The 22,525-nt window shown below is 64.3% G+C and carries 12 protein-coding genes; 8 read left to right on the top strand and 4 right to left on the bottom strand.

The annotated features are described in order from the left end of the window. Window positions 1-211: 211 nt before the first annotated feature. From HNQ39_RS22895 to HNQ39_RS22885, 3 genes are all read left to right on the top strand, one after another. Window positions 212-4,135, top strand: a complete 3,924-nt coding sequence (locus HNQ39_RS22895) for a fibronectin type III domain-containing protein (protein ID WP_184202441.1) — start codon at window positions 212-214, stop codon at window positions 4,133-4,135. A 61-nt stretch (window positions 4,136-4,196) separates the two neighbouring features. Next, entirely contained in the window at window positions 4,197-5,354 is a 1,158-nt protein-coding gene (locus tag HNQ39_RS22890) for a GntR family transcriptional regulator (protein WP_343075985.1), read from the top strand. A gap of 17 nt (window positions 5,355-5,371) precedes the next feature. Beyond that, on the top strand, window positions 5,372-6,277 hold the full coding sequence (locus HNQ39_RS22885) for a type II secretion system protein (protein WP_184202437.1): 906 nt from the start codon (window positions 5,372-5,374) through the stop codon (window positions 6,275-6,277). A 55-nt stretch (window positions 6,278-6,332) separates the two neighbouring features. On the opposite strand, the gene HNQ39_RS22880 is transcribed toward HNQ39_RS22885, so the two are convergent. Continuing rightward, complete coding sequence (locus HNQ39_RS22880; protein WP_184202435.1) at window positions 6,333-6,992, bottom strand: hypothetical protein; 660 nt, start codon at window positions 6,990-6,992, stop codon at window positions 6,333-6,335. 7 nt (window positions 6,993-6,999) lie between these two features. Then, entirely contained in the window at window positions 7,000-10,677 is a 3,678-nt protein-coding gene (locus tag HNQ39_RS22875; RefSeq protein ID WP_184202433.1) for a ThuA domain-containing protein, read from the bottom strand. Window positions 10,678-10,970: 293 nt separating this feature from the next. On the opposite strand from HNQ39_RS22875, the gene HNQ39_RS22870 reads away from it, so the two are divergent. Genes HNQ39_RS22870 through HNQ39_RS22855 form a run of 4 tightly spaced genes read left to right on the top strand, consistent with a single transcriptional unit; the run spans window position 10,971 to window position 15,551 of the window. Next, window positions 10,971-12,803, top strand: coding sequence for a redoxin family protein (locus tag HNQ39_RS22870; RefSeq protein WP_184202431.1), 1,833 nt, complete (start codon window positions 10,971-10,973; stop codon window positions 12,801-12,803). Between the two features lie 12 nt (window positions 12,804-12,815). After that, a complete protein-coding gene (locus tag HNQ39_RS22865) occupies window positions 12,816-14,003 on the top strand; it encodes a glycosyltransferase family protein (protein ID WP_184202429.1) in 1,188 nt (395 codons plus the stop codon). Next, window positions 14,000-14,542: an acyltransferase gene (locus tag HNQ39_RS30390; protein WP_184202427.1), complete on the top strand. Its 543-nt coding sequence runs from the start codon at window positions 14,000-14,002 to the stop codon at window positions 14,540-14,542. Before HNQ39_RS22865 ends, HNQ39_RS30390 begins: the two co-directional genes overlap by 4 nt. 25 nt (window positions 14,543-14,567) lie before the next feature. Then, complete coding sequence (locus HNQ39_RS22855) at window positions 14,568-15,551, top strand: acyltransferase family protein (RefSeq protein ID WP_184202425.1); 984 nt, start codon at window positions 14,568-14,570, stop codon at window positions 15,549-15,551. Between the two features lie 33 nt (window positions 15,552-15,584). On the opposite strand, the gene HNQ39_RS22850 is transcribed toward HNQ39_RS22855, so the two are convergent. Both HNQ39_RS22850 and HNQ39_RS22845 read right to left on the bottom strand, forming a co-directional pair. Further along, window positions 15,585-16,931, bottom strand: coding sequence for a DUF1552 domain-containing protein (locus HNQ39_RS22850; protein WP_221290246.1), 1,347 nt, complete (start codon window positions 16,929-16,931; stop codon window positions 15,585-15,587). A gap of 4 nt (window positions 16,932-16,935) precedes the next feature. Then, the gene (locus tag HNQ39_RS22845; protein ID WP_184202422.1) at window positions 16,936-20,058 is read right to left on the bottom strand and encodes a DUF1592 domain-containing protein; all 3,123 of its coding nucleotides are present in this window, start codon (window positions 20,056-20,058) and stop codon (window positions 16,936-16,938) included. A 193-nt stretch (window positions 20,059-20,251) separates the two neighbouring features. On the opposite strand from HNQ39_RS22845, the gene HNQ39_RS22840 reads away from it, so the two are divergent. Then, window positions 20,252-22,507 (top strand): GH92 family glycosyl hydrolase, encoded by a 2,256-nt coding sequence (locus HNQ39_RS22840; RefSeq protein ID WP_184202420.1) that lies wholly within the window; start codon window positions 20,252-20,254, stop codon window positions 22,505-22,507. Window positions 22,508-22,525 lie beyond the last annotated feature (18 nt).

The raw sequence follows: 22,525 nt of genomic DNA, 5'->3' as shown, positions 1-22,525 counted from the left end.
TGGTATGGCCGGGGCCTGAAAGTCGGGGCCTGAAAGTCCCCGCCTGGGCCGCGCTCCGCGCGAAGCGGCCCGAGGCCGCACCGAATTCCTCGCGGGCTCGGCCCGCTTCGCCGAAGGCGGCTGAGATGGGGACTTTCAGGCCCCGGCAGATTTATGAAAATCGGTATATATTTAACCCGTAATTGGAATAGACCAATGGAGCCGTTCTAAGATGAGTTATCGAAAGACCTTTGTGCTGCACGACCCGCTGGAGCATCCGTTCTACTGGTGGCCGCGGACACTGCTGCACTACCCGCTTGTCTTGGACTCGCCCGCCGAGCTGCGCCACTTGGCGCTGGTGCGTGCCGAGACGGGAGAGCAGGTTCCTGCGCAGCTCTCCGATATCGTGAGAGACCGTGCGGGCGCGACTCGGGCGACCCTGAGCTTCTTCTCGGACCTGCCCAGCGGCGGACGGCGCGCGTTTGTACTGACGCCAACAAGTGCGCCCGTGGTGCATCCTGCGCAGGTGACCGAGCGGCGGGAGGGGCGGACGATTGTTCTGGACTCGGGGGCGGTGCGAGTGCGCATCCCGGCGAGCCAGGAGGTGCAGGGCGACGCGCCTGGCCCGATTCTCCAGGTATCGCGCGGGGGAAAGTGGTTTGGTACCTCGACCCTGCGTTTTGCCAACGACAAGGTGACACGTATCACCGCCAAGCGCGTCGCCGACGGGCCGCTGTTTCTTGCCTACGCGCTGACCTACGAGACCAAGGGCGGCAGTCGCTATGTCGCGCGGGTGCAGTGTGAGGGCGGGCTGGATTTTGTGCGCTTCCAGGAGGACATGGAGGGGCTGCGGCCGGGGGTGACGGGAAGCCTTGTCCTTGACTGGGCGGGCCTAGGCATCACGCACCGGCAGGCACCGAACCACCCGTTTCCCCTCACGGACGAGGTTCGCAACTACGATGACTACCCGTGGGAGCAGGTCGATGCGCCCTGGATCTTTGAGCCGCACAGCCTGCCCGAGGGGCGCCTGCCCTTTAGCCTGGGAGTCTACGAGCGGGCACCGGGGAACTTCAAGACGGGGACCTGGGCCAACTTCTGGAACCAGCGCTCGGGCGATGCCTTGGGGGTGTTTATCGACTGTGTGGAGGGCTGGCAAGACCACGAGTACGCCTACGAAGTCGAGGCCCCGACCCTGCAAGTGCGCTTCCACTACCAAGTGGGGAAGCTACTCTGGAAGTGGCCACTGGTGAAGGGGAGCCGCTCGACCTGCCTTGCCTTCTACGATCATGCCAAGGACAAGCAGGCGATGCACGCGCTGGAGAAGTGCTTTCAGAAAGTCCCGCACCCCGATGCGCTGACCTATGCCGTCCCGCTGACTTTCACGTCGCACACGCTCTTTTTGCAGAACCGCTACGGCAGCCTTGACCTGAATCGCGTGAAGGACTGGGTGCTGGAGTATCCCGAGACCGCGCGCCGTCCGCCGGTGATCTTGGCGAGTCCAACGCCCGCAGACCCCGCGGAGCTGGAGCGCCGTGTCCTGGCGTCACCGTTTGTCTGCACCCTGCCGGTCACGGGGACCCGGCAGATGGCGGGGCACGGGCCGATCCCCGGCCGGAGCATTGTCAATTTTAGCCCCGTCCCGACCCGCCAGGTGACCAGCTGGATCGAGGGATTCAACCAGTGTCGCGCTTCGATGAGCGTGCGCCAGCGCCGACGGCTTACTGCGATCTTTCTCTTGCTGGCCCATGTCCATGCCGCCGATGAGTTCATGCCGCTGGTCGGGATGCTCAGTGGTCACCCGAACTTCCTCGCCGATGTCAAGGCCGTGCCGCCGGGGATGGCGTTTCTCTTCCCCGAGCACCCGCTGGCCGCGACCTGGGCGGACCTGTGGGAGAAGTGTGTCGAGCTGAACACGCGGTTCAACACGCGGCCCGCGGTTACGGCCTGGGACGCAGCGGGGGGGCGCTGGACGGAGAACCTGGGGACGTATGTCTGGGCCTTTCTGCGCCCGTCGCTCCGCACCGAGTTTCTGCTGCGCCAGTACGATGGCCGTGAGCGCTTTCTCTCGCCCCAGCTCGCCGAGCTGGCCGACTGGCTGGTCAGCGCGCTCTCGGCTCCCTTCAACGGGGAGTCCGAGGCGGGCTACAAAAACCTGATGGTGGTCGATCAGGGACGCGAGTGGGGGGTGGTCGCTCCAGGCAAAGGCCCCCGGCGCGTCCACCCGCCGCAGGGAGCGCACGCGGAGCAGCGGATTCCGCCCCGCTCACTGTGGTACCTGGGAAAGTGCCTGGAGCGCTACGCCCCGCTCGCCGCGGAGCACGCCTTTTGGGCCGCCCGCCCCACCGATCCCGATGCGGAGAACGGCTCGGGGCGCAAAGAGGCCTGGGACGTGCTGTACGCTGTGCCGGACAACCGGGGCACCAATCCCCACCTGCGCAGCCGAAAGTTCACCGGCTACGGCATTGTCCTGCGCGCGGCTGTGGACACCCCCGACGAGCTCTCGGTGCACCTCCAGCAGCTCGACGAAGGCCCGAACTACCGCTGGGGGCGCTCTGGGGAGGGCGGCTGTGGTGCGCTGTATTTCTACGCGGGGGGCAAGTCCTTCAGCTACACCGCCCCCGAGGATGTGGGGGATCGCGACGATCAGGACACGGACTTCTGCACGAACTTTGGTGTCTACAAAGACGGCCAGTTTCGCACGATTGGGATGAATGTCCTCTCGCGGCCGTTCTATAACCTGGGCACGGGCCAGTTTGCCGAGCTCGTACCACGGGAAGGGCCGACTGCCTACGCCGCGCCTGAGTACCTCAGCCGGAGCGTGCTCTTGGCGGGCAGTGACTACTTTGTCCTCTACGACAGTGTGGCAAACCAGGCGCTGACGCACCGGCTGACGTGGTTCGTGCGCAAGGGCGATGCGCTCCCGACGATCTTGCTCCTGCGGGGGGCAGACGGCACGCGAGAGACCCAGCGCACCGACGTGAGTACGTCGTCGGTGACCGGCGCGTGGTTCGATGGCCTCGGCGACTCACTGGCCGTGGTCAGCCACCGCAAGGATATTCAGGCCGAGGCGACCTCCTTTGGCTGTCGCGTGTACCTGCCCGGCACTCAGGACCTAGTCTTCCGCAATCCCGCCCCCGTGCGCTTTGCCGAGAGCACTCTTGTTTTTGAGGGCACGGCAGGCCTGATTCGGACAACGCAGGACAAGACAGAGTTCGCGCTCTTTCACGGCACGCGCATCGGCGTGGCGGGGATCGTCCTCACCACCACCGACACGGAGCTGGGGATCAGTGGCACGGTGGTCGAGGGGCGGGCACTCTCTGGGGAGTTCTTCGCCCCGAAGGCCACGTCGATTCGCCTGACACTGCCAAACCTCACGGAGAAGCTGGTGTTCTATACCGACGGCGCAGTGGCGCGTTGCAAGCGCGAGTCTGGGGCGCTTATCGTGCGTCTCCCGCCCGGACGCCACCACTGGGAGCTGACAGAGACCTTGCCGGTTCCCGTCGCCCCACGTGTCTTGCGAACGGAGAACTTCGCGGGTGGCGGGCGGGTGTTTATCGAGCCCGTTGTCGCCGCGGCTCAGTACCGGCTGGAGCTCAGCAAAGATAGTGGCGCGACATGGACGCCGCTGCCGCCGCAGAGCGTGCCTGTCGGGGAGGTGCGTGGGCTAGGCGACGGCGAGAAAGTCCATGTGCGCGCCCGTGCTCTCAATGCCCAGCACGCCAGTGCCCCTGGCCCGGAGTACCCGCTCTATGTCACCAGCCAGCCTCCCACACCACCGGACGGCCTGCGGGTGGCGCTTGCCCGCGGTGCCGCGACTGTCACCTGGGGTGAGATTCTCGGTGTGACGGAGTACCGGCTCTATGCGCGCTCAAAAAACACCCCAGCGTTTCGGCTGCTCTACCGGGGAGCCGCCCGGTCGTATGTGGATAGGCGAGCGAGCATCGTGCCGTGCAACGCTCGTCCGGGGCAGGAAGTCCCGGTGAGCGACGCACACACGGTTGAATACTATGTCACGGCCTGCAATGGCAATGGAGAGAGCGCCCGCTCGCACCTCGCCAACACCGACCCGGCCTCGTGGCGAAACTGGGACCCCAAGCCCGGCGAGCCCTTTCGCCGCCCCACGACTGCGGAGCGGGGATGTTACTACCCGGAGTGAGCTTGCATCTTGGATAAATTGGTGTATACTCAGTCCGTAATTGGAATAGACCAATGGAGATATTCCCCTGAACGAGTCCGCGCCCCTATATCTAAAGATCTACAAAGAGCTTCGTACGGAGCTGGAGAGGGGGCTACTCGCGCCCCAGAGCCGAATTCCGACCGAGCGCGAGCTGGCGGTGCGCTTCTCCACGACCCGCATCACGGTCGCCAAGGCGCTGGCACGGCTCACCCAGGAAGGGTTTCTGGAGCGCCGGACGGGGGCGGGGACCTTTGTACGGGAGTGGCACATAGAACAGACTCCCCCCTCTACGTCGCTGGTTGAGCAGGTGGCGGTGCTGAGTGGCTACACGCGAAACCGGGACACGGCGCTACTGGTGAGCGGGATCGCGGAGGCGTTTGGCGACGATGGCAGTGGCCGCTTTGCCCTCTACGATAGCCGCGATGAGCTGGACCAGGAGGCAGAGTGCCTGCGCCGGATTCACACCCAGGTGCTGCAAGGGAAGATTCGGGGGCTGATCGCTCTGCCGGCCGGCCAGAATGAGAACCGGGATGCCTATGCGGCACTGGTTGCGGCGGGCTGCAAGCTTGTCTTTGTGGATCGGTACCTGACCGGGATTGCGTCGGATCGGGTGACCTCGGCCAACGAGAGCGCTACGGCGCAGGCTATCGCGGAGCTGGTCGCGCTGGGGCACCGGCGGATCGCGTTTCTCTGCTCCTACCCCTTGCCCAATGCCGTGATCCGTGACCGCCAGACAGGCTACGAGCGCGGCTTGCGCGAGGCTGGTCTAGAGATTCGCCCGGAGTGGATACGCCGTGCGGAGTGGGCACGCAAGAGTGGGCAGGAGCGCCCGGCGTGCCCCCTCGACGACTGCAACGCGATCCTCCAGAGCTGGCTCTCCGAGCCGGAGCCACCCACCGCGATCTTCTGCGCCAACGACCGTGCGCTCCAGTCTGCACTGCTGACCCTGCGGCAGCGTGGGGTGCGGGTCGGCCCCGATCTCGCGCTGGTAGGGTTTCTCAACCGCTCGGACTGGGTTGCCCATGTCCAGGAGCCGTTTCTGGGAATCCGCCAGTGGCACGAGGAGCTGGGCAAGCAAGCCGCACAGCTTCTCCATGAGCGCCTCGTGGCAAGCACCCCCTCGGCTCCGTCGCGGAGCATCACGATCGGGGTAGATTTTGTCTACCATCCCAGCGCCGACGGCTGGCGCACTCCCTAAGAAAGAGGAAACGTACTATGTTGTCACTATCGTCTACGACAAGACACCACAATCGGCGAGGCTTCACCCTCATCGAGCTTCTTGTTGTCATTGCTATTATCGCCATCTTGGCTGCTATTCTCTTCCCTGTCTTTGCGCAAGCACGCGACAAGGCACGCTCTGCCGCGTGTCTCTCCAATACCAAGCAGCTCTCCCTCGGGGTAATCATGTACTCCCAGGACTACGACGAGACCCTGCCCGTGATTGGCTACAACCAGATGTGCCGCGGGCGCTGGCAGTGGCAGATCTATCCCTATGTCAAGAACGAGAAGGTCTTTACCTGCCCCAACATCAACCAGCCCTGGCGCGCGACCCAGTTCGCCTATACGGGCGTGGCCAACAGTGGCTGCCCCGGCACGACCGTGATGGTGGGAGCCGACAACAACGGCGGCTACGGCTGGAGCTACGGGCTCTCCCATGCCTACGAGAACAACGGCGGAGGCCCCCCCAGCGCCTACACCGCACCGGGCCTCTCGCTCTCCCAGATCGCAAAGCCGGCGGAGACGCTCTGCATTGGGGAGACGGGCTATCCCAACCAGGACGGCACGCCCAACGGCACGGGCTGGGGAATGTGGGTTACCGACCCGCGCAGCACAATCCCCGCGGGCACGACCGCAGCCGGGCTCATCCCGCAGTTCCGCCACAACGCCACCCAGTTCCGCACCGACAACCCCGCGGGCCTGAGGATCGCCACCGAAGGACGCGCCAACTTTGCGTTCCTCGACGGTCACTCCAAGAACCTCAGTGTGGGCCAGGCGTTCCAGCTCGCCCCGGTGGTCAACGGGCAGTATGTCGAGGATGGGGAGGTTCTCCTAAACCCCGCCGGCTACTCGGGGAGCAACCCATCGCACCACGCCCCCTGGGTGCTCTGGAACACCTACTAGGACTCGGTTACTACAAGATTCCCCCTCACGGTGCCCGGCAACGGGCACCGTTTTTTTACGGCCTACCGAGTGCGCTCAAGTACTCTTGCGCCGCCTCGCGCAGGCGCTCGTCTTGGACTTTCCCCAAGATCTCGCGGGCTTCTCTCTCGACACCGGGCTGCCGGAGCGTGGCAAGCGAGAGCAGGAGAATAATCCCAAAGTCGATGCGGCGGTTGCTGGGCTCGGTGTAGGGGCGGAGAAAGAAGACCTCCCACCAGTCCCGGCGGAGTGTTGTGCGGGTGAGGAGGACCAGGGAGTGCTTTGATTGCGGCGAGAGGTGTCGTAGCTCATCGCTGGTGAGGCGGGGCAGGAGCTGGCGAAGGGCGGACTGACACCACTCTTGCGTGCGCCCGTCCTCGGGGAGCACGGGCTTGCAGGAGTGGTGCAGGCGCAGGATCCAGTCCACATCGTGGCGCTCGGGTGCGTCGGTGACGTAGGCCTGGAGCCGCCCGAGTAGGGTGAGCCGCGCCTCCCGGAAGTACAGGTAGTAGACCCCAAAGATGGCCAGAGACGCGATCCGGAATAGTACTGTGGGGAGCTCGTCGTGCTTGAGAACGAGCGTGACTCCGAGGAGGGCGATGCCCGCCAGGAAAAACAGCAGAGGCGCGGTGGTGCGACGCAGCCGCTGGTAGAGCTCTGTGGGCGTCTCTTCCTTCCGTGCCTCTTTCTGGACCATACGACGCCTAGAGGGCAAACGCGACGTAGCTATCGCCGGACTTGGTGCCCAGCTTGCCGCCGCCGCCTGCCGCGATCACAATAAACTGCTTCCCATTGACCGAGTAGGTGGCGGGGCAGGCATAGCCCCCTGCAGGCAGCTTGTGCTCCCAGAGGAGCTTGCCGGTGTCTTTGTCGAAAGCGCGCAGGTGCTCGTCGCGGGTGGAGGCGATAAAGACCAAGCCGCCCTCCGTGACAATCGAGCCGCCAAAGTTCTCCGTGCCCGTGGTTTTATCAGCGAGGTCGGGGTAGTGGCCCAGGGGGATGCGCCAGGCAAAAGTCCCTTTAGTGAGATCGACGGCGGTCAGGCTGCCCCACGGCGGCTTCACACCGGGGCGGCCGTCTTTGTCGCGGAGCCAGTTGTAGCCCATAAAATCATAGCCGCCGTTGCCGTTGGCCTTGAGCTGGACGACACTGGGGACATTGTTGGTATTGACAAAAAGATAGCCGGTGGCGGGGTCAAAGGAAGCGCCGCTCCAGTTCGCCCCGCCGTGGAAGCCCGGCGTACAGATCGTCCCCTCCAGGCTCGGGGGCAGCCGCCAGGTGCCGTAGCGCCGCCCGTTGGTGGGAACGGTGAGGTCGGCATCGGTGATGACCTGGGGCGTGAGCGGGGGCGGCGCGAGCGGCATGGGCTGGGTCGGCCAGGCTATCTCGCCGGGAATGTCCGAGGGTGGCACCGGCTTCTCGACAATCGGAAAGAGCGACTTGCCCGTCTTGCGCTCAAAGACATAGACAAAGCCCGTCTTGGTGGGCAGCGCGACACACTCCTTGCCCTTGACGGTGCAGAGGGTGGGGGGGCAGGGGTTGTCGTGGTCCCAGAGATCGTGGTGGACGGTCTGGAAGTGCCAGAGGCGCTTGCCGGTGCGGGCATCCAGTGCGATCAGGCAGTTGGCGAAGAGATTCTGCCCGTGCCGGTCCGCGCCGTAGAAATCCGACGCAGCGGAGCCCGTGGACGCAAAGACAATTGCGTTCTTGGTATCGACCGTGTAGCCCGACCAGGCGTTGGTGCCCGAGCGCTCGCGCCAGGAGTCCTTGGCCCAGGTGTCGTTGCCAAACTCGCCGGGCTCGGGGACGGTGTGGAAGCGCCAGACCTCCTTGCCGGTGCGGACATCGAAGGCGCGGATATCGCCGGGAGCACCGGGCTGTCCCTCGGAGTTGATGATGGGGACGATCACGGTGTTCTCAAAGAGCGCCAGCGCCGATGTGCACCCGTAGTTGAGCTTGGAGAGATCGCGCGTGTAGCCGTCGCGGAGCTGCACGATCCCGTTCTTGCCAAATGCGGGGTCCGGCATTCCGGTGCGTGCATCGAGTGAGAGGAGCTGGCCCGTCGGAAGCGCCGCCAAGATTCGTGCGACCTTACCATCGCTCCAGTAGGTCAGCCCCCGGTGCACCCCGCTGGACTTGGGATCGTAGACCCAGATCGGCTTGCCAGTCGCGGCCTCCAGCGCGACAATCCGCAGCTTGACGGTCGTCAGGTACATCACGCCCTCCACGACAATAGGCGTGCACTCGATGGTGGTCCCTGCCGCCGCATCGCCCGTCCGAAACTCCCAGGCAGGCTTGAGGCCCTTCACGGTCTTCTTGTTCACCTGCGTGAGCTTGGCGTGTCGCATTCGCCCGGCGTCGTTGCCCGACTCGCGCCAGTCCATGCTGGTCTTTTTCTCTACCTTGGGCCACTTGCCCGTCAGCTCCAGCTTCCAGGGAGCCGCATCGCTGGTATTGGTTCGTCCGTCCACTCTCTTCAAGCCCTCATTTCCTTTCAGCGTAAACCGCGCCAGCACCTTCCCCCGGCTGGCGATCTGAATGTCCTCAAGCTGGCCATCACAACCCAGCCCTTGCGGGGGGTAGCACCCGATCCAGAGCGGCCCCACCGCCGCCGTCACGTGCGCCATCCCCAGCGGCACCTCCACGACCCGCTTCTCGTCCACAAAGAGAGTCGCGCTCCCCGGCAGGTACTCAAAGCGCACCGCGTGCCACTTGCCGTCGCAGAGATCGGTGTCGGCCACCACATTGGTCGGGGCCGCGCCGGGCAGATAGACCGCGAGTTTTCCCGTCCCTGCCTCCGTGTAGAGCTCCCAGTGGCGCGGCGAGTCTTTGTGGCTGCTCGCGATCAAGATATTGAAGCCGCTCTTGGAGAAGAGCCGCGCCCGGCACGAGATCGTCAGCGGCGGCTCCTGCCACCGCGCATCGCCCTTGGCTTCGTAGGCCCCCCCTCGGCCCCCGTCCGACGGGGGAATGTCCCCCCGCCCGGCGGGTGCTAGGGGGGTGGCAAGCACCTCTCGCCCGCCCACCCACGCGACCGCGCGGCGGATCAGCTCGGCGTGGGCGGGCGTTCGGAGCGCTCCGGCATCGTGGCCAAGGAGGGTCTGGAAGATCCGGCCCTTACCCTCAGAATAGACATAGGCCAGTGGCTCGTCCTTGCCGGTCACCTTAGAGCGTGCGGTCAGGAGCGGCTCGACGGCAAGCTCACCGACCTGGGAGCAGTAGAGCTCATCGGTGGTGGGGAAGCTCGTGGGAAGGCCCGCAGTGAGCCGGTGCGTGGGCTGCGCGACAGTCACCGTGAAGGGGCCGTAGGCATCGTGGTTGGCCTTGCCATCCACCCAGACCCGACGGGCGAGGCCGCCAAAGTACTCGGGCCAGTCGCGCCAGGCACCGTTGGCAAAGTGGACGAGGACCAGCCCGCCGCCGCGACGGACAAACTCAAGAAGCTGGGTGCGCTTGGCCGGGCTCAGGCTGGGGCTCTCCCAGTTGCAGTAGTTGAGGACCAGCACATCGGTGCGGGCCAGCTCCAGCGCCTCCGGGTTCTCACAGACCGTGGTCTGGACACGCGTGTCGGTGCCGAGGATCTCTTGGAGCGCGGGGGTGGTCTGCTGCCAGTTGTGGGCGGGGTGGTGCTTGCCGGTGAGAATCTGCACGCGCAGCGGATCGTCGAGCGGGACAAAGGCGGGCGTCCCTTGTGCCTTGGCTGCCCACAGAATCCCTTGCGCGATCAGCCTTTGGTAGCCGGGGAGCGCCCAGTTCTGGTGCAAGTGCCCGCCCGTGCAAGCGAACCCACGGCCGCCGTCGGGGCGGCTCACGCACCAGGCAACTGTCTCCGGTTGCTTCTCCCCTGGCGGGGTGACCTGCACCAGCGGCTGGACGGTCTTGGGGTTGAGGCGCATCCGATAGTACCACTCCTCTTTGACCGTGAAGGGCACCACTCCCGCGGTGATGGGGTGCGCGATAAAGCTTGGCGTGGACTCGAAGTGCTGGATCGCCGAGGCCCAGTGGTTGGCCCCAGGGCCACTCTCGTAGTCGAAGTGACCGCCAACCCACGCGAGATATTTCTGGCTGTGCACGAGTGGGCAGAACGTCGCGTAGTGCAGGGTCACCAGGCCGCAGCCGCGCTTCATCTGCTGCTCGAGTACGGCCATGCGGTTGCCGATGAGGAGGGGATGGTCGCGCTCATTGTGATCGGAGCCATCGGCATAGAGCACGATACAGTCCGCGTCGCGGAGGGTTGTCTCGTCGTCCGGCCAGCCGTAGAGATGCACCTCGGTGTGGGCAAAGGGGGCCAGTGCCTTGGCAAAGAGCCGCATGCCCTTTTCGTACTCGTGGTCACCGGGGCCATGGCTCTTCGTGCCTGCCAGAAAGACGATCTTTGTCATGGAGTCTGGTTCGTGCTAGGGGGAGGAATCTCCTGCCCAGATAGAGCACGGTTATCTTTGTGAAAAATGGTACAATTTAGAAATTCGTTTTCGCTGGGGGTGAAAGTCCCCGTCTGTGGCCGCCTTCGGCGAAGCGGCCCGGGGCCGCGTGGACTCGGCTTCTCTGCGGGCTCGGCCCGCTTCGCGCGGAGCGCGGCCCAGAGGTGGACTTTCAGGCCACCGAAGGTAATTCAAGGAAAAACTGGAATCTAAACAGATCGTTTCACTGTCTTTAGAGGCGGAGGCTAGGTGTTATGGTACGGAACCGTTTTGTCTGGACGCTGGGGATGTCGGCGCTTCTTTTGGGGGGCGCGGTGCTGGCAAGTGCCACAAAGCCCGCACCACCTGCGGGGCTGGGCTCGTATCTCGCGAAGAAGGCGACCGCGATTGTCTTTGTCGGGGTGTCTTGCCCGATCGCCAACCGCCACGCTCCGGAGCTCGCCACACTGGCCAAGACCGCCAAGGCGCGGGGAGGGCGGCTCGTGCTGGTCTATAGCAACCCCGGCGACCAAGCGACCGCAAAGACCCACGCGGCAAGGTATGGCCTCAGCGAGGCTGTAGTTGTCTGTGACCCCGACCAGAAGCTCAAGAGTGCGCTCGGGGCGACCGTGACCCCCCAGGCCTTTGTGCTCAACGCCGATGGCAAGGTGCTCTACTCGGGGCGGGTGAGCGATGACAGTGTGGGGCAGGCCAAGTCCCGTGGCGCGGCGGCGCTCCACCACGAGCTGGCCGATGCCCTGACCGCGGCGCTGGCAGGCAAGCCCGTCAAGGTCGCCAAGACCGAGCCCGTGGGCTGCACCATCGAGCCAATTTCCCCCACGAGTGGGGGCCAGGGGGCTTCTCCGACCTACGCCGAGCATATCGCCCCGATCCTCAATGCCAACTGTGTCTCCTGCCACCGGGCGGGGGAGATCGGCCCGATGAAGCTCGACAGCTACGCCGGCGCGAAGGCGGTTGCGGCCAATATCGCTCAGGTGACCGAGAAGAAGCTCATGCCGCCCTGGAAGCCGGTCGAGGGCCACGGCGAGTTCACGGGAGTCCGCAAGCTCAGCGATGCCCAGATCCAGCTTATCTCCCTCTGGGCCAAGTCCGGCGCGCCCGCAGGTAATCTTGCCAAGGCACCCGCGCCGCCTAAGTTTGTGAAGGGCTGGACGCTCGGCGAGCCCGATCTGGTCCTCAAGATGCCCCAGAGCTACCAAGTGGCACCGTCGGGGGCCGATGTCTACCGCTGCTTTGTCCTCCCCACGGGCGTCACCGAGGACAAAGAGGTGGTCGCGGTGGAGTACCGGGCGGGCAACAAGGCGGTGGTCCACCACGTGATCGGCTACCTGGACACCCAGGGCCGGGCGCGCAAGATGGACGAGGCCGAGGCCGGGCCGGGCTACACCAGCTTCGGCGGCCCGGGCTTCTTCCCCGACGGCGAGCTCGACGGCTGGGCGCCGGGCAAGCTCCCGTACTTCCTCCCCGACGGGATCGCGCGGCCCTTGCCCAAGGGGAGCGACCTGGTGATGCAGGTCCACTACCACTCCAATGGCAAGCCTGAGGAGGACATCACCCAGGTCGGAATCTACTTCGCCAAGAAGCCCATCACCAAGCACCTGGGGATTCTCCCGCTGATCGCCCCGCTCAACATTCCCGCCGGTGAGGCCAGCTACAACACCGCCATGACCTTCCCCCTGCCCTTCGATGCCAAGGCGGTCTTTGTGATCCCGCACATGCACCTGCTGGGCCGCGAGATCGGGGTAGAGGCCAAGCTCCCCGATGGCACGAAGAAGCCCCTCATCCAGATCAACGACTGGGACTTCAACTGGCAGGACTCCTACAACTACAAGGACTTTGTCGCGCTGCCCAAGGGAACCCAGCTGACCCTCAAGGCACGCTACGACAACTCCGCAGCCAACCCGCGCCAGCCCAACAACCCGCCCAAGAGTGTCGCTTGGGGGGAGGCCACCACCGACGAGATGTGTATCGCCTTTATCGGCTATATCGCCGACAATGAGGACGATCCCATGGCGAAGCTCTTCAACAGTGTCCGCAAGAGTGGGCAGACCGAAAAAATCCTACGCCAGCTCACGGAAAAGCGCTAGAATTTGGGTACCATGCCGGGTGTGTATAAGCAGCTGCTCTTTATGAGCGACTACCCGCCCGGAACGGTTGCTGGAGCCCCCGTGATTGTTCGCCAGCTTCTCCGTCACTACGACATGGAGAAGCTGGATGTTTTTTGTTGTCGTACCTGGCATGAGAACCAGAAGCCCGTGGTGACCCAGAGCTTCTTGCCCTGCCCCCACACCACGTTTGAGAGTGTCAAGCGCTTCGACCTGCGGCCCCGGCGCTTCTTCAGCCCGATCCAGTCCAGCATTGATTGTGGCCGTATCAAGACCATTGTCGCCAAGGGCAAAGAGGTGATCGCCAAGCGGGGAGTGGAGGCGATTCTCACGGCTCCATACGGCTGCGAGTTCAGTATGGCGGCCTACTACCTGAGCAAGGAGCTCAATATCCCACTCTATGTCTTCATCACCGACGACTGGGATAAGGCCAACCCGTACCTGCTGCCTAACTGGATTATCGACCGGCACCACACGGACTTCCTCAAGCACGCCGAGCGCCTCTGGCTGATTAGCCCGTCGATGATCCGGGTCTACAAGGAGCGCTTCGGGGTGGACGGCGAGTTCATGCACCACTTCCTGGAGGCCGATGCCTGCAAGACCATCCGCCAGGAGCTTGCGCCCCCCGATGATAAGATCGCGCTGGTCTACACAGGGTCGATCAACAATATGTTTGAGTCCACGATGCAGTGGTTCTGCGACTGGCTCAACCAGGGGCTGGAGTTCGATGGCAAGCCGGTGGAGCTGACGATCTACACCCAGCAGGAGCCGACCAGCTATCTTGGGCCGGCGGTGAAGTGGGGAGGCTTTGTGGCGATGGAGGAGATCCCCCAGAAGCTGGCCCAAGCCCACCTCGCGACCATCCTGATCTCCTTCACGGACCACCCCGTGATCTCCAAGATGATCCGCACCAGTATCTACACCAAGACAATCGACTACCTCGCCACCGGAACCCCAACACTCGTCGTCTCGCCGCCCTACGCTGCGGAGGTGGAGTACTTCAAGGACGCGACCTCGGTGGTGACGGCCATGGACAAAGAGGCGGTCAAGGCCGCGCTGTTGCGGCTCCTAAAAGACGCGGAGTACACCAAGACACTCCAGCAAGCCGGCTTTGATCTGGTCGAGCAGCGCCATAGCCGCACAGCCCTGCAGCGCATCTTCCTGAGGCACTTCGAGAAATGAGCTTTGTCCGCCGCCTCGCCTACGAAGGCGTGCTCTACTGGGCCAACCGCGTGATCGCCAAGACACCGTCGCACGCCCTCCGCCTCGCCTTCTACCGCACTATCCTCGGAATCAAGATCGGCAAGGGGGCCTATATCCTAATGGACGCCTGGTTCGACACCAAGGGGGGGATCGAGATCGGGGCGCACTCGGTGATCAACCAGAAGTGCCGCTTGGATGGCCGCGGCGGAATCACGATGGGGAGCAATGTCTCCCTCTCCGCCGAGGTGACGATCCTCACGGCCGACCACGATATCCAGAGCCCGAGCTTCGCGGGCCGCGAGAAGCCCGTGGTGATCGGCGACCGGGTATTTGTGGGAACACGGGCCATGATCCTCCCCGGGGTCACGCTGGGCGAGGGGGCGGTGGTAGCCGCAGGGGCGCTGGTCACCAAAGATGTCGCCCCCTACACGATTGTCGCCGGGGTTCCCGCCAAGCCGATCGGGGAGCGCTCGCGGGACCTGACCTACACCCTGGACTACGGGCGCTTGCTCTGGTAGCCGGACTTGCAGGAGAGATTCAAGCATGAGTAAGGTTGCCGAGCGGCTCTACCGGATCGATACCCTGCGCTTCTTCCTGGCGCTCTGCGTGGTCTGCTTCCACCTTGCCCGCTCGGAGTTCTTTGCCCAGGTCGCGATGCCCCATGCGCTCCGCACGCTCCTGCTGGGGCTCTTCAACGGTCAGGCGGCCGTGGTGGCGTTCTTTCTTATCTCGGGGCTCTGTATCCACTTCCCGTTCCGCAAGAAAGATAAGCCGCTCGCGCTGGGAGCGTTCTACACCCGGCGCCTAGTGCGCATCAGCACGCCACTGCTCGTCGCGCTGGGGCTGAGCCTGCTGATCGGCTGCTACGCGGCGCTGAGCTCCGTGATGTGGAGCCTGTACTGCGAGATTGTCTACTACGCCCTCTACCCGCTCTTTCTCTGGGTGAGCCGGCGCACCTCCTGGACTCCCTTGCTGGCGGTCTTTGGCGGGCTCTCTGCGTTCCTGATCTACTCGGGGGCGCCGCGCGGCTACATGCACGAGTTTGGCCCGTTTCTCAACTGGCTAGTCTGGCTCCCGCTCTGGCTTTTGGGCTGCCGGCTTGCGGAGAACACGCGCTTTCCCAAGCTCAGTACTCTCCCGCTCTGGCTGGTGCGGGCGGCGATGGTTATTCTGGCGAGCCTGTGCCTTCTGGCGACCTGGAAATCATCGGTGGGGCTCCCGCGCACGGTCTTTCTGCTCGCGTTCCCTGCCTACTTCTGGATCGCGGCCGAGGTGGGCTCGTTTGTGAGCACGCCGCTGGCGCAGCGCCTGGAGAGCCTGGGAGCCTGGAGCTACTCGCTCTACTTGGTTCACCCGATGCTGCTCTGGGCGGGGGATCGGGTCTTTAAGGCGCAGGGGCAGGCGTTGCCGCTGGGAGTGGTTCCTGTGGCTCTCGGCGCGGCGCTGGGGATCGCCTATGGGTTCTACCTGCTGGTCGAGAAGCCGTCGGTGCGGCTCGCACGGGTGCTGGGGGAGAGGGTGAAGTAGGCCACCGGAGCGCTCCGGTGGCCTACCCTTAGACTAGAAGTTCGCCAGGCGGGTGCTGGCATCGCCGAAGTGGTCGAGCTGCACGCCCATCCGGTCCATTAGCGAGAGGTAGAGGCTACAGACACGGCGGTTCTCCTCGCCCTTATCGCGGTAGTTGAGCACGCGGCCGGTCTTGAGGGTCCCGCCCATGCCGCCCACGGTGAGGATGGGCAGGTGCGAGTTGTCGTGCTGGGAGCCGGAGAACATGTTGGAGAGCCAGAGAATCCCCGTGTTGTCCAGAACCGTGGTCCCATCGCCCTCGGGCATGGCGTCGAGCTTGCCCGCCAGGTAGGCCAGCTGCGTCACGTAGTGGTGGACAATGCGCTGGTAGCCCTCGGAGTTGTCGCTGTGCGAGGCGATATGGTGGCCGTCGTTGACATTCAGGAACGGGTAGAACAGCCCCGAGAGGTCGCGGCACATCAGCATCGACGCGATCCGGGTCTTGTCGGTCTGGATCGCGAGGGCAACAATATCGCACATCAGGCGCATGTGCTCGCGCAGGTCCTCCGGGAGGCCATCGTCGGGGCGCTTCATCGCCACCAGCGGCTTGCCCTTGCTCTTGGCGTTCTCCGCTGCCTTGAACATCTCGGCGCGGAGCTTCTGGGCACGCTTCTCCACCTCGCGGACACTATTGAGGTACTCATCGAGCTTCCCACGGTCCTCGCGGCTGATCTTGCGGCGCAGGCTCGCTGCCTCGGAGCCCACACGATCGAGCACGCTCTCCAGGCGCTGGTTGCCATTGTTGTCAAAGAGGCTATCGAAGGCTAGCGACGGATAGACCTCACTGGGGACGGGCGAGTCGGCGTCCTGCCAGGAGATGTAGGAGCTATAGGCCATGGAGAAGTTGGACTCGTGGTAGCCCGTGAGCGGCTTCTCGCAGGAGAGCACGAGGCTAGGCTGAACCGTGTCCTGCCCGAGCTTCTGGGCGAGCACCTGGTCCATGCTAATCCCGCCGTGGAGCACCGCGCCGCGTGTCAGGGGCGCACCGGAGAGAATGCCACCGGTCATGCCTGGGTGAATTCCCACGCCGGTCGAGGGCTTGTTGTAGAGGCCGCTGATCACATTGAGCTTGGTCTTGAGTGGCTCCAGCGGCGCGAGGCAGGAGCTGAGCTCCATCTGGGCGCCCTCGCCCTTGGCCCACCAGTTGTTGGGGCTGATTCCTGTCCCCATGAACTGGACCACAAAGCGCTTGGGCGGCGTGCTCGGAGTCGGTTTCCCGGTCAGAGGTGCCCCCCAGACCGCGGCGGACTCCAGCCAGGGCAGGGCCATCGCCACGCCGGTGCCGTGTAGGAAGAGACGCCGGGAGAGCGCTCGCTTTGTCGTTGCTTCTTCGTTTGACATGGTTCTATGCATCCTTTTTGGGAGTGACAGGTGCCACTCGGCGGTTACGGAACTGGGGGCTGGTGATAATGCCCTCGATCAGCGTGTTGAAACGGTAGTTGTTCGTGCTCAGGCGCTTGCTCAGCTCCGCGAGCAGGGGCTCGTCGGAGGGAAGCAGCGTACGTCCTAGTGCATAAGAGAGGAGCTTGCGGCTAAAGGTGCCAACAAAATCCTGCTGGCGCTTCTGGCGGATAAACGCTTGCAGCCCATCCACTCCTGCAAACTCCTTGCCACCAGGGAAGGGAGCACGGTTGTCGACAGTCTTCCCGCCGCCGTCTTTGGTGCGCCGCTCTCCGATCGGGCCAAAGTTCTCAAAGACCAGGCCGTAGGAGTCGAAGCGGGCGTGGCAGCCGCTACAGGCGGGGTTCTTGCGGTGGATCTCCAGCGCCTGCCGCAGGGTCTTCTCGCCCAGCTCGCTCTCGTCTTTGGGCAGCTCCGGGACCTTGGCAGGCGGGGGAGGGATCTGCTCGCCCAGCACGCGCCGCACGACCCAGTAGCCGCGCTTGACCGGGCTGGTGCGCAGCCCCGATGCGTTCTGGGTCAGGAAGAGCGCCATCGGGAGCAGCCCACCGCGGCCGTATTTATCCGCATCGGGGACCCGAACCCAGTCCTCAGCACCGAATCGCATTCCGGGAGGGAGCGTGAGGTTATCCATGCCGTAGTGCTTGGCGAGGGGGCCGTTGACAAAGGTATGCTTGCCGTAGAGCCAGTCCAAGATCGAGCCATTGTTCTGGAAGGTGTCGAGCATGAAGTGCAAGGGCTCCTCAAACATCGACTGGCGCAGGCTGTCGTTGAAGCTGGGGAAGCGGGTCTTGTCGACCGCGTTGTGCTCCTCGAAGCGCCGGAAGTCCAGCCAGTTGCCGCCAAACTCCGTGGCGAGGGCGCGTGCCTTGGGGCTCTTGAGCATGCGCTGTGCCTGAGCGACCAGCACCGCCGGCTTGCGTAGCTCGCCCTTGGCCGCCGCGGCGAGGAGCTCGTCATCGGGCAGCGACGACCACAAAAAGTAGCTCAGGCGGCTGGCGATGGCGTAGTCGGAGAGAGCCTGGGTCTTCTGCGTGGGTGCGGCGCCCTGCGTGGAAGAGAGGATCTTGCCCTTGGCCGGCTTCTCTGGCTGCGTGGGGAGCTCCTGATCGAGCCGGAAGATGAAGTAGGGCGACATCAGGATATTGACCACGATGTCTCGGATCGCACTCTCGTGCGAGAGGCCATCTTTCTGGCGAAGCTTGGTGTAGAGAGCGAGGTAGTCCGCTTTCTCCGTCTCCGTGAGCGGGCGTCGGAACGCCTTGCTCGCGAACTCAAGGACTGCCTTCTTATGGACCGGTTCCGCGGCGAGGCGGTCGCGCTCCTCCTGGCGGATATTGGCCGACGACCACTTGAAGTAGTCCTCGTAGGCCGCGAGGGTCTCGGGTGTCGCGCCCATGCGCTTGGCCTTGGCCAGGTACAGGTCGCAGTAGCGCTGCATCTTATCGGCGCTGGCCGTCGCCTTGTCCGTGTAGGGAGCGAAGTTGAACTCGGGGTCGCGCTCCGCGAGGATGGTCTGCGCCTCCAGTCCCTCGTAGAAGAGCCCCTGGAGGTAGGTCTCCCGGTTGTAGGCCGCGATAATCCCAAAGTCGCTCCAGAGGGCATCGAGCTCTTTTTGCCCCTTCTCGTCCAGAACCAGCTCCCGGAGCGGGACATCATCGCGGAAGTAGCTCACCGCGTTGTGCGTGCCGCCGGTGAGAAAGCGCCCGATGTGCTGGTAGATATTGTCCGACTCCATCAGGCCGCGCTCTTCGATATAGAAGACATCCGGGAAGATGCGGCTAAAGGTCTCAAAGCTCGCCAAGTAGGCCTTGCGCTCATCCTCGTTCGCAGGCGCGAAGAGATCGGGGTCGACGGGGTCGGGGACCATGACGGGGGCCCCCTGCACCTGGCCGAGTGAGCCGCCCTTGACCGGTGCGGGGCGCATGGCGGGGACACCGCCGATCTGCAGGAGCTTGGGGTTGAAGCTCAGGCGGTGCGTGGCGTACTGGCGGTCCTTCCAGAGGACATTGGTGAAGCTCCCCGTGCGGAACTCTCGCGGCACATTGAGGTTGCCAAAGCGCCAGGCGATCTTGTCGCGACGCAGGGTCACCACCCAGCTCCGAAGCTCGGTGCAGGCCTTGCGCGCTGCCTCGGGATCGCCGGGAAGCGCATCAAACCTCTTGCGCAGGGTCGCCACGGGGCCGACTGCATGCTCACTGCCACTCAGGAGCTTCCAGATCGTCTCCAGGTACTTCGCGCTGACTTTTTCCTCCGCCGCGGCCGCTGCCACCGAAGCGGACTTTCCGTGCTTGAGCTTCCAAGCGGCGAAGAAGTAGTCGGCGAGCTCGGTGGGCTGGCGCTTGTAGAAGGCGACAATGCGCTGGGAGCAGAACTTCTCCCGGTCGGTGTCGGCCAGGACGGGGTGGCTTGCGAAGGCGAAGCCCGTGGAGGTCAGGGAGAGGTGATCCGAGATCTCCTTGGCCGCCGCCAGGTACTTCTTCATCAGCGCGGGGGAGAAGGTCAGCGACTCGCCGGAGTTATCGAAGCCCTCCTGGTTGGCGGGATCGACCGGGAACTCTTTGGTGGGGCGCAGGTCGACGCCGGTCAGGTCGCGGATAGTGTAATCGTACTCCCGGTTGCTCAGGCGGCGTGCCAGCACCGGCCCCGGGTCGCCCGCGGTGCGCGCGATCTCGAACTGGCGCACGGCGCGAATCCAGGCAATCACGGCATCGCGCTGCTTGTCGCTGGGGCGCTTGCTAGACTCGGCGGGGGGCATGTCCTTGATGGTCAGGCGCTCCATCACGAGAGTCCAGTGGGGCAGCTCCTTGATCACCGCCGAGACATTGGCATACGACGCGAGGTCGAGCTGGGCGGCGGGCTTGTTCTTGCCGTGGCAGTCGGTACAAAACGCCGCAAGAAACGGACGAACCGTCGTGGTGAACTGCTTCTCAAGCTCCGCGCGTGTGGGAGCGAGGGGGGCGGAGCGGGCGTCGGTGGCGGAGGGCCAGAAGACCATCGCGGGGAGGGCAAGTGTGGAGGCAAGGGCGCCCCAGCCATAGGGACTGAACCTGAACGTTCGGCTCATCGATTCGTGCGACTCTTTCCCGCTGCGCTACCTTGGGGAGTTTGGCAAGGACTTGGCAAGCGGCGGCGGTTGTTTTGGATAGAAAAATAATAGCACAGCTCCCTGGATTCGTCTAGGCGGTTTCCCACAAAAAGCGGTATATGCAAGAAATTAGAACCTCCCCGCAAAAATTTCTGGTAAAAACCTCCCAGCTATGCAAAATAAACTCGTTGACAGCATCAACCCCCTGATCGGCGCGAGCACGAGCCAGGAGTTTGGCGAGGGCAAGACCTTCCCCGGTCCCACCACGCCCTTCGGTCTCGTGCAGCTCAGCCCGGACACGATCACCGGCGGTGACAACGGCCCCGGCTACTCCTGGCACCACAAGACTATCGAGGGCTTCAGCTTCACGCACATGAGCGGGATCGGCTGGTACGGCGACCTGGGCAACTTCCTGGTCATGCCCACCACGGGCAAGCTCAAGACCGAGCGGGGGACCAAGGGGGCCGAGGACGGCTACCGCTCGCGCTTTCGCCACGAGACCGAGGTGGTCAAGGCGGGGTACTACGCGGTCACCCTCGACGACTACAATATCCGGGCGGAGCTGACCGCCGCGCCGCGTGCGGGGCTGCTGAAGTTTACGTTTCCGAAATCAGACCAGTCTCGTGTGCAGATTGATCTTGCGAGGCGTGTCGGTGGCACGTCGGTGCGGCAGTCCGTGACCGTGGTCGACGACCACACGATCGAGGGCTGGATGGAGTGCACCCCCGATGGTGGCGGGTGGGGCAATGGCGATGGCAAGGCGCACTACACGGTGCACTTCTCGGCGCAGTTTAGCAAGCCTCTGAAAAAGTTCGGGGTCTGGTCCGCGGAGATCCCCGACAGCCAGCGGCGCAAGCGCGAGGATATCGAGAGTGCCGCCTACCGCGCCCGAGTCGCGGCCGCCGACGTGCTGGAGGGCTGCCGGGCGCGCGAGGGCAAGCACCTGGGCTTCTACACGGAGTTTCCCACAACCGAGGGCGAGGTGGTGCTAGTCAAGGCGGGCATCTCGTTTGTGAGTGTTGAGGGGGCGCGCCAGAACCTCAAGCGGGATATCCCCGGCTGGGACTTCGCGGGCGTCCACCAGAGCGCGCGCCGGCTCTGGGAGAAGGCACTGCAAAACGTGGAGATCGAGGGCGGGACTCCCTCCCAGCGCGAGGCGTTCTCCACCGCGCTCTACCACACCATGATCGACCCACGGGCGGCGTCGGACAGCGATGGCCGCTATATCGGGGCAGACCGCAAGCCCCACCAGACGGGGCAGTTTACCTACCGGACGATCTTTAGCGGCTGGGATGTCTTTCGGAGCCAGTACCCGCTTCTGAGCATCATCCGCCCCGATGTGGTCAACGATACAGTCAACTCCCTGATCCAGCAGGCTGAGCTCAGCGGGCGCGGCTGCCTGGCGCGCTGGGAGATTCTCGGGGCGGAGTCGGGCTGCATGATCGGCGATCCGGCGGTCTCGGTGATCGTCGATGCCTACCTCAAGGGAATCCGCCGCTTCGATACCGCCAAGGCCTACCAGCTCTGCCGCCAGAGCGTCATGGGAAATACAACATCGCGCCCCAGCCAGGCCGAGTACGAGCGCCAGGGCTTTGTTCCCGGGAGCATCTCCTGGACCCTGGAGAACGCCTACTTCGACCACTGCACCGCGCGCTTCGCCGACGCGCTGGGCAAGCACGACGATGCCACGCTCCTCAAACAGCGTGCCCAGAACTACCGCACGATCTACGATCCCAGCGTCGGCAACATGCGCGCCCGCAACCGCGACGGCTCCTGGACCACCTGGCACGGCGCGACGACGGAGGGCCAGGGCTGTGTCGAGAGCAATCCGTATCAGCAGGGCTGGTTTGTCCCCCACGATGTCCCCGGCCTGATCCAGCTGATGGGCAAGCAGTACTTCCTAGACTATCTCACCGCGTTCTTTGAGAAGACACCCGCCAACTTCAAGTGGAACCCGTACTACAACCACGCCAACGAGCCGGTGCACCAGGTGGCGTATCTCTTTGTCTACGCCGGCGCGCCGTGGCTGACCCAGAAGTGGGTGCGCTTTATCCTCAACAATGCCTACGGAACAGGAGTGAAGGGGCTCTGTGGCAACGAGGATGTCGGGCAGATGTCGGCGTGGTACTTGCTGAGTGCGCTGGGCTTTCACCCGGTCTCGCCGGTCGATGGCACCTACATTATCGGGAGCCCGCTCTTTGACCGAGTCACCCTACGCCTCGATCCCGCCTACTACAAGGGCAAGACCTTTACTGTGGTTGCCCACAACAACAGCGAGAAGAACTTCTATATCCAGAGCGCCCGCCTCAACGGCAAGCCGCTGGAGCGGGCTTGGCTCAAGCACGCGGAGATTGTCGTGGGGGGAACCCTGGAGTTTGTCATGGGGCCCGAGCCGAACCTGCACTGGGGGAGCGCACCAGGCACCTGAGCGTAAGGGAGTAAAGAA

The organism is Armatimonas rosea, assembly GCF_014202505.1.
Lineage (GTDB): Bacteria > Armatimonadota > Armatimonadia > Armatimonadales > Armatimonadaceae > Armatimonas > Armatimonas rosea.
This window is presented reverse-complemented; position numbering and strand designations above follow the sequence as displayed.

What these genes read in the sequence shown, in the direction of transcription:
- HNQ39_RS22895 (WP_184202441.1), top strand. Translation starts at nt 212, where the DNA reads ATGAGTTATCGAAAGACCTTTGTGCTGCACGACCCGCTGGAGCATCCG.
- HNQ39_RS22885 (WP_184202437.1), top strand. Translation starts at nt 5,372, where the DNA reads ATGTTGTCACTATCGTCTACGACAAGACACCACAATCGGCGAGGCTTC.
- HNQ39_RS22880 (WP_184202435.1), bottom strand. Translation starts at nt 6,992, where the DNA reads ATGGTCCAGAAAGAGGCACGGAAGGAAGAGACGCCCACAGAGCTCTAC.
- HNQ39_RS22875 (WP_184202433.1), bottom strand. Translation starts at nt 10,677, where the DNA reads ATGACAAAGATCGTCTTTCTGGCAGGCACGAAGAGCCATGGCCCCGGT.
- HNQ39_RS22870 (WP_184202431.1), top strand. Translation starts at nt 10,971, where the DNA reads ATGGTACGGAACCGTTTTGTCTGGACGCTGGGGATGTCGGCGCTTCTT.
- HNQ39_RS22865 (WP_184202429.1), top strand. Translation starts at nt 12,816, where the DNA reads ATGCCGGGTGTGTATAAGCAGCTGCTCTTTATGAGCGACTACCCGCCC.
- HNQ39_RS30390 (WP_184202427.1), top strand. Translation starts at nt 14,000, where the DNA reads ATGAGCTTTGTCCGCCGCCTCGCCTACGAAGGCGTGCTCTACTGGGCC.
- HNQ39_RS22855 (WP_184202425.1), top strand. Translation starts at nt 14,568, where the DNA reads ATGAGTAAGGTTGCCGAGCGGCTCTACCGGATCGATACCCTGCGCTTC.
- HNQ39_RS22850 (WP_221290246.1), bottom strand. Translation starts at nt 16,931, where the DNA reads ATGTCAAACGAAGAAGCAACGACAAAGCGAGCGCTCTCCCGGCGTCTC.
- HNQ39_RS22845 (WP_184202422.1), bottom strand. Translation starts at nt 20,058, where the DNA reads ATGAGCCGAACGTTCAGGTTCAGTCCCTATGGCTGGGGCGCCCTTGCC.
- HNQ39_RS22840 (WP_184202420.1), top strand. Translation starts at nt 20,252, where the DNA reads ATGCAAAATAAACTCGTTGACAGCATCAACCCCCTGATCGGCGCGAGC.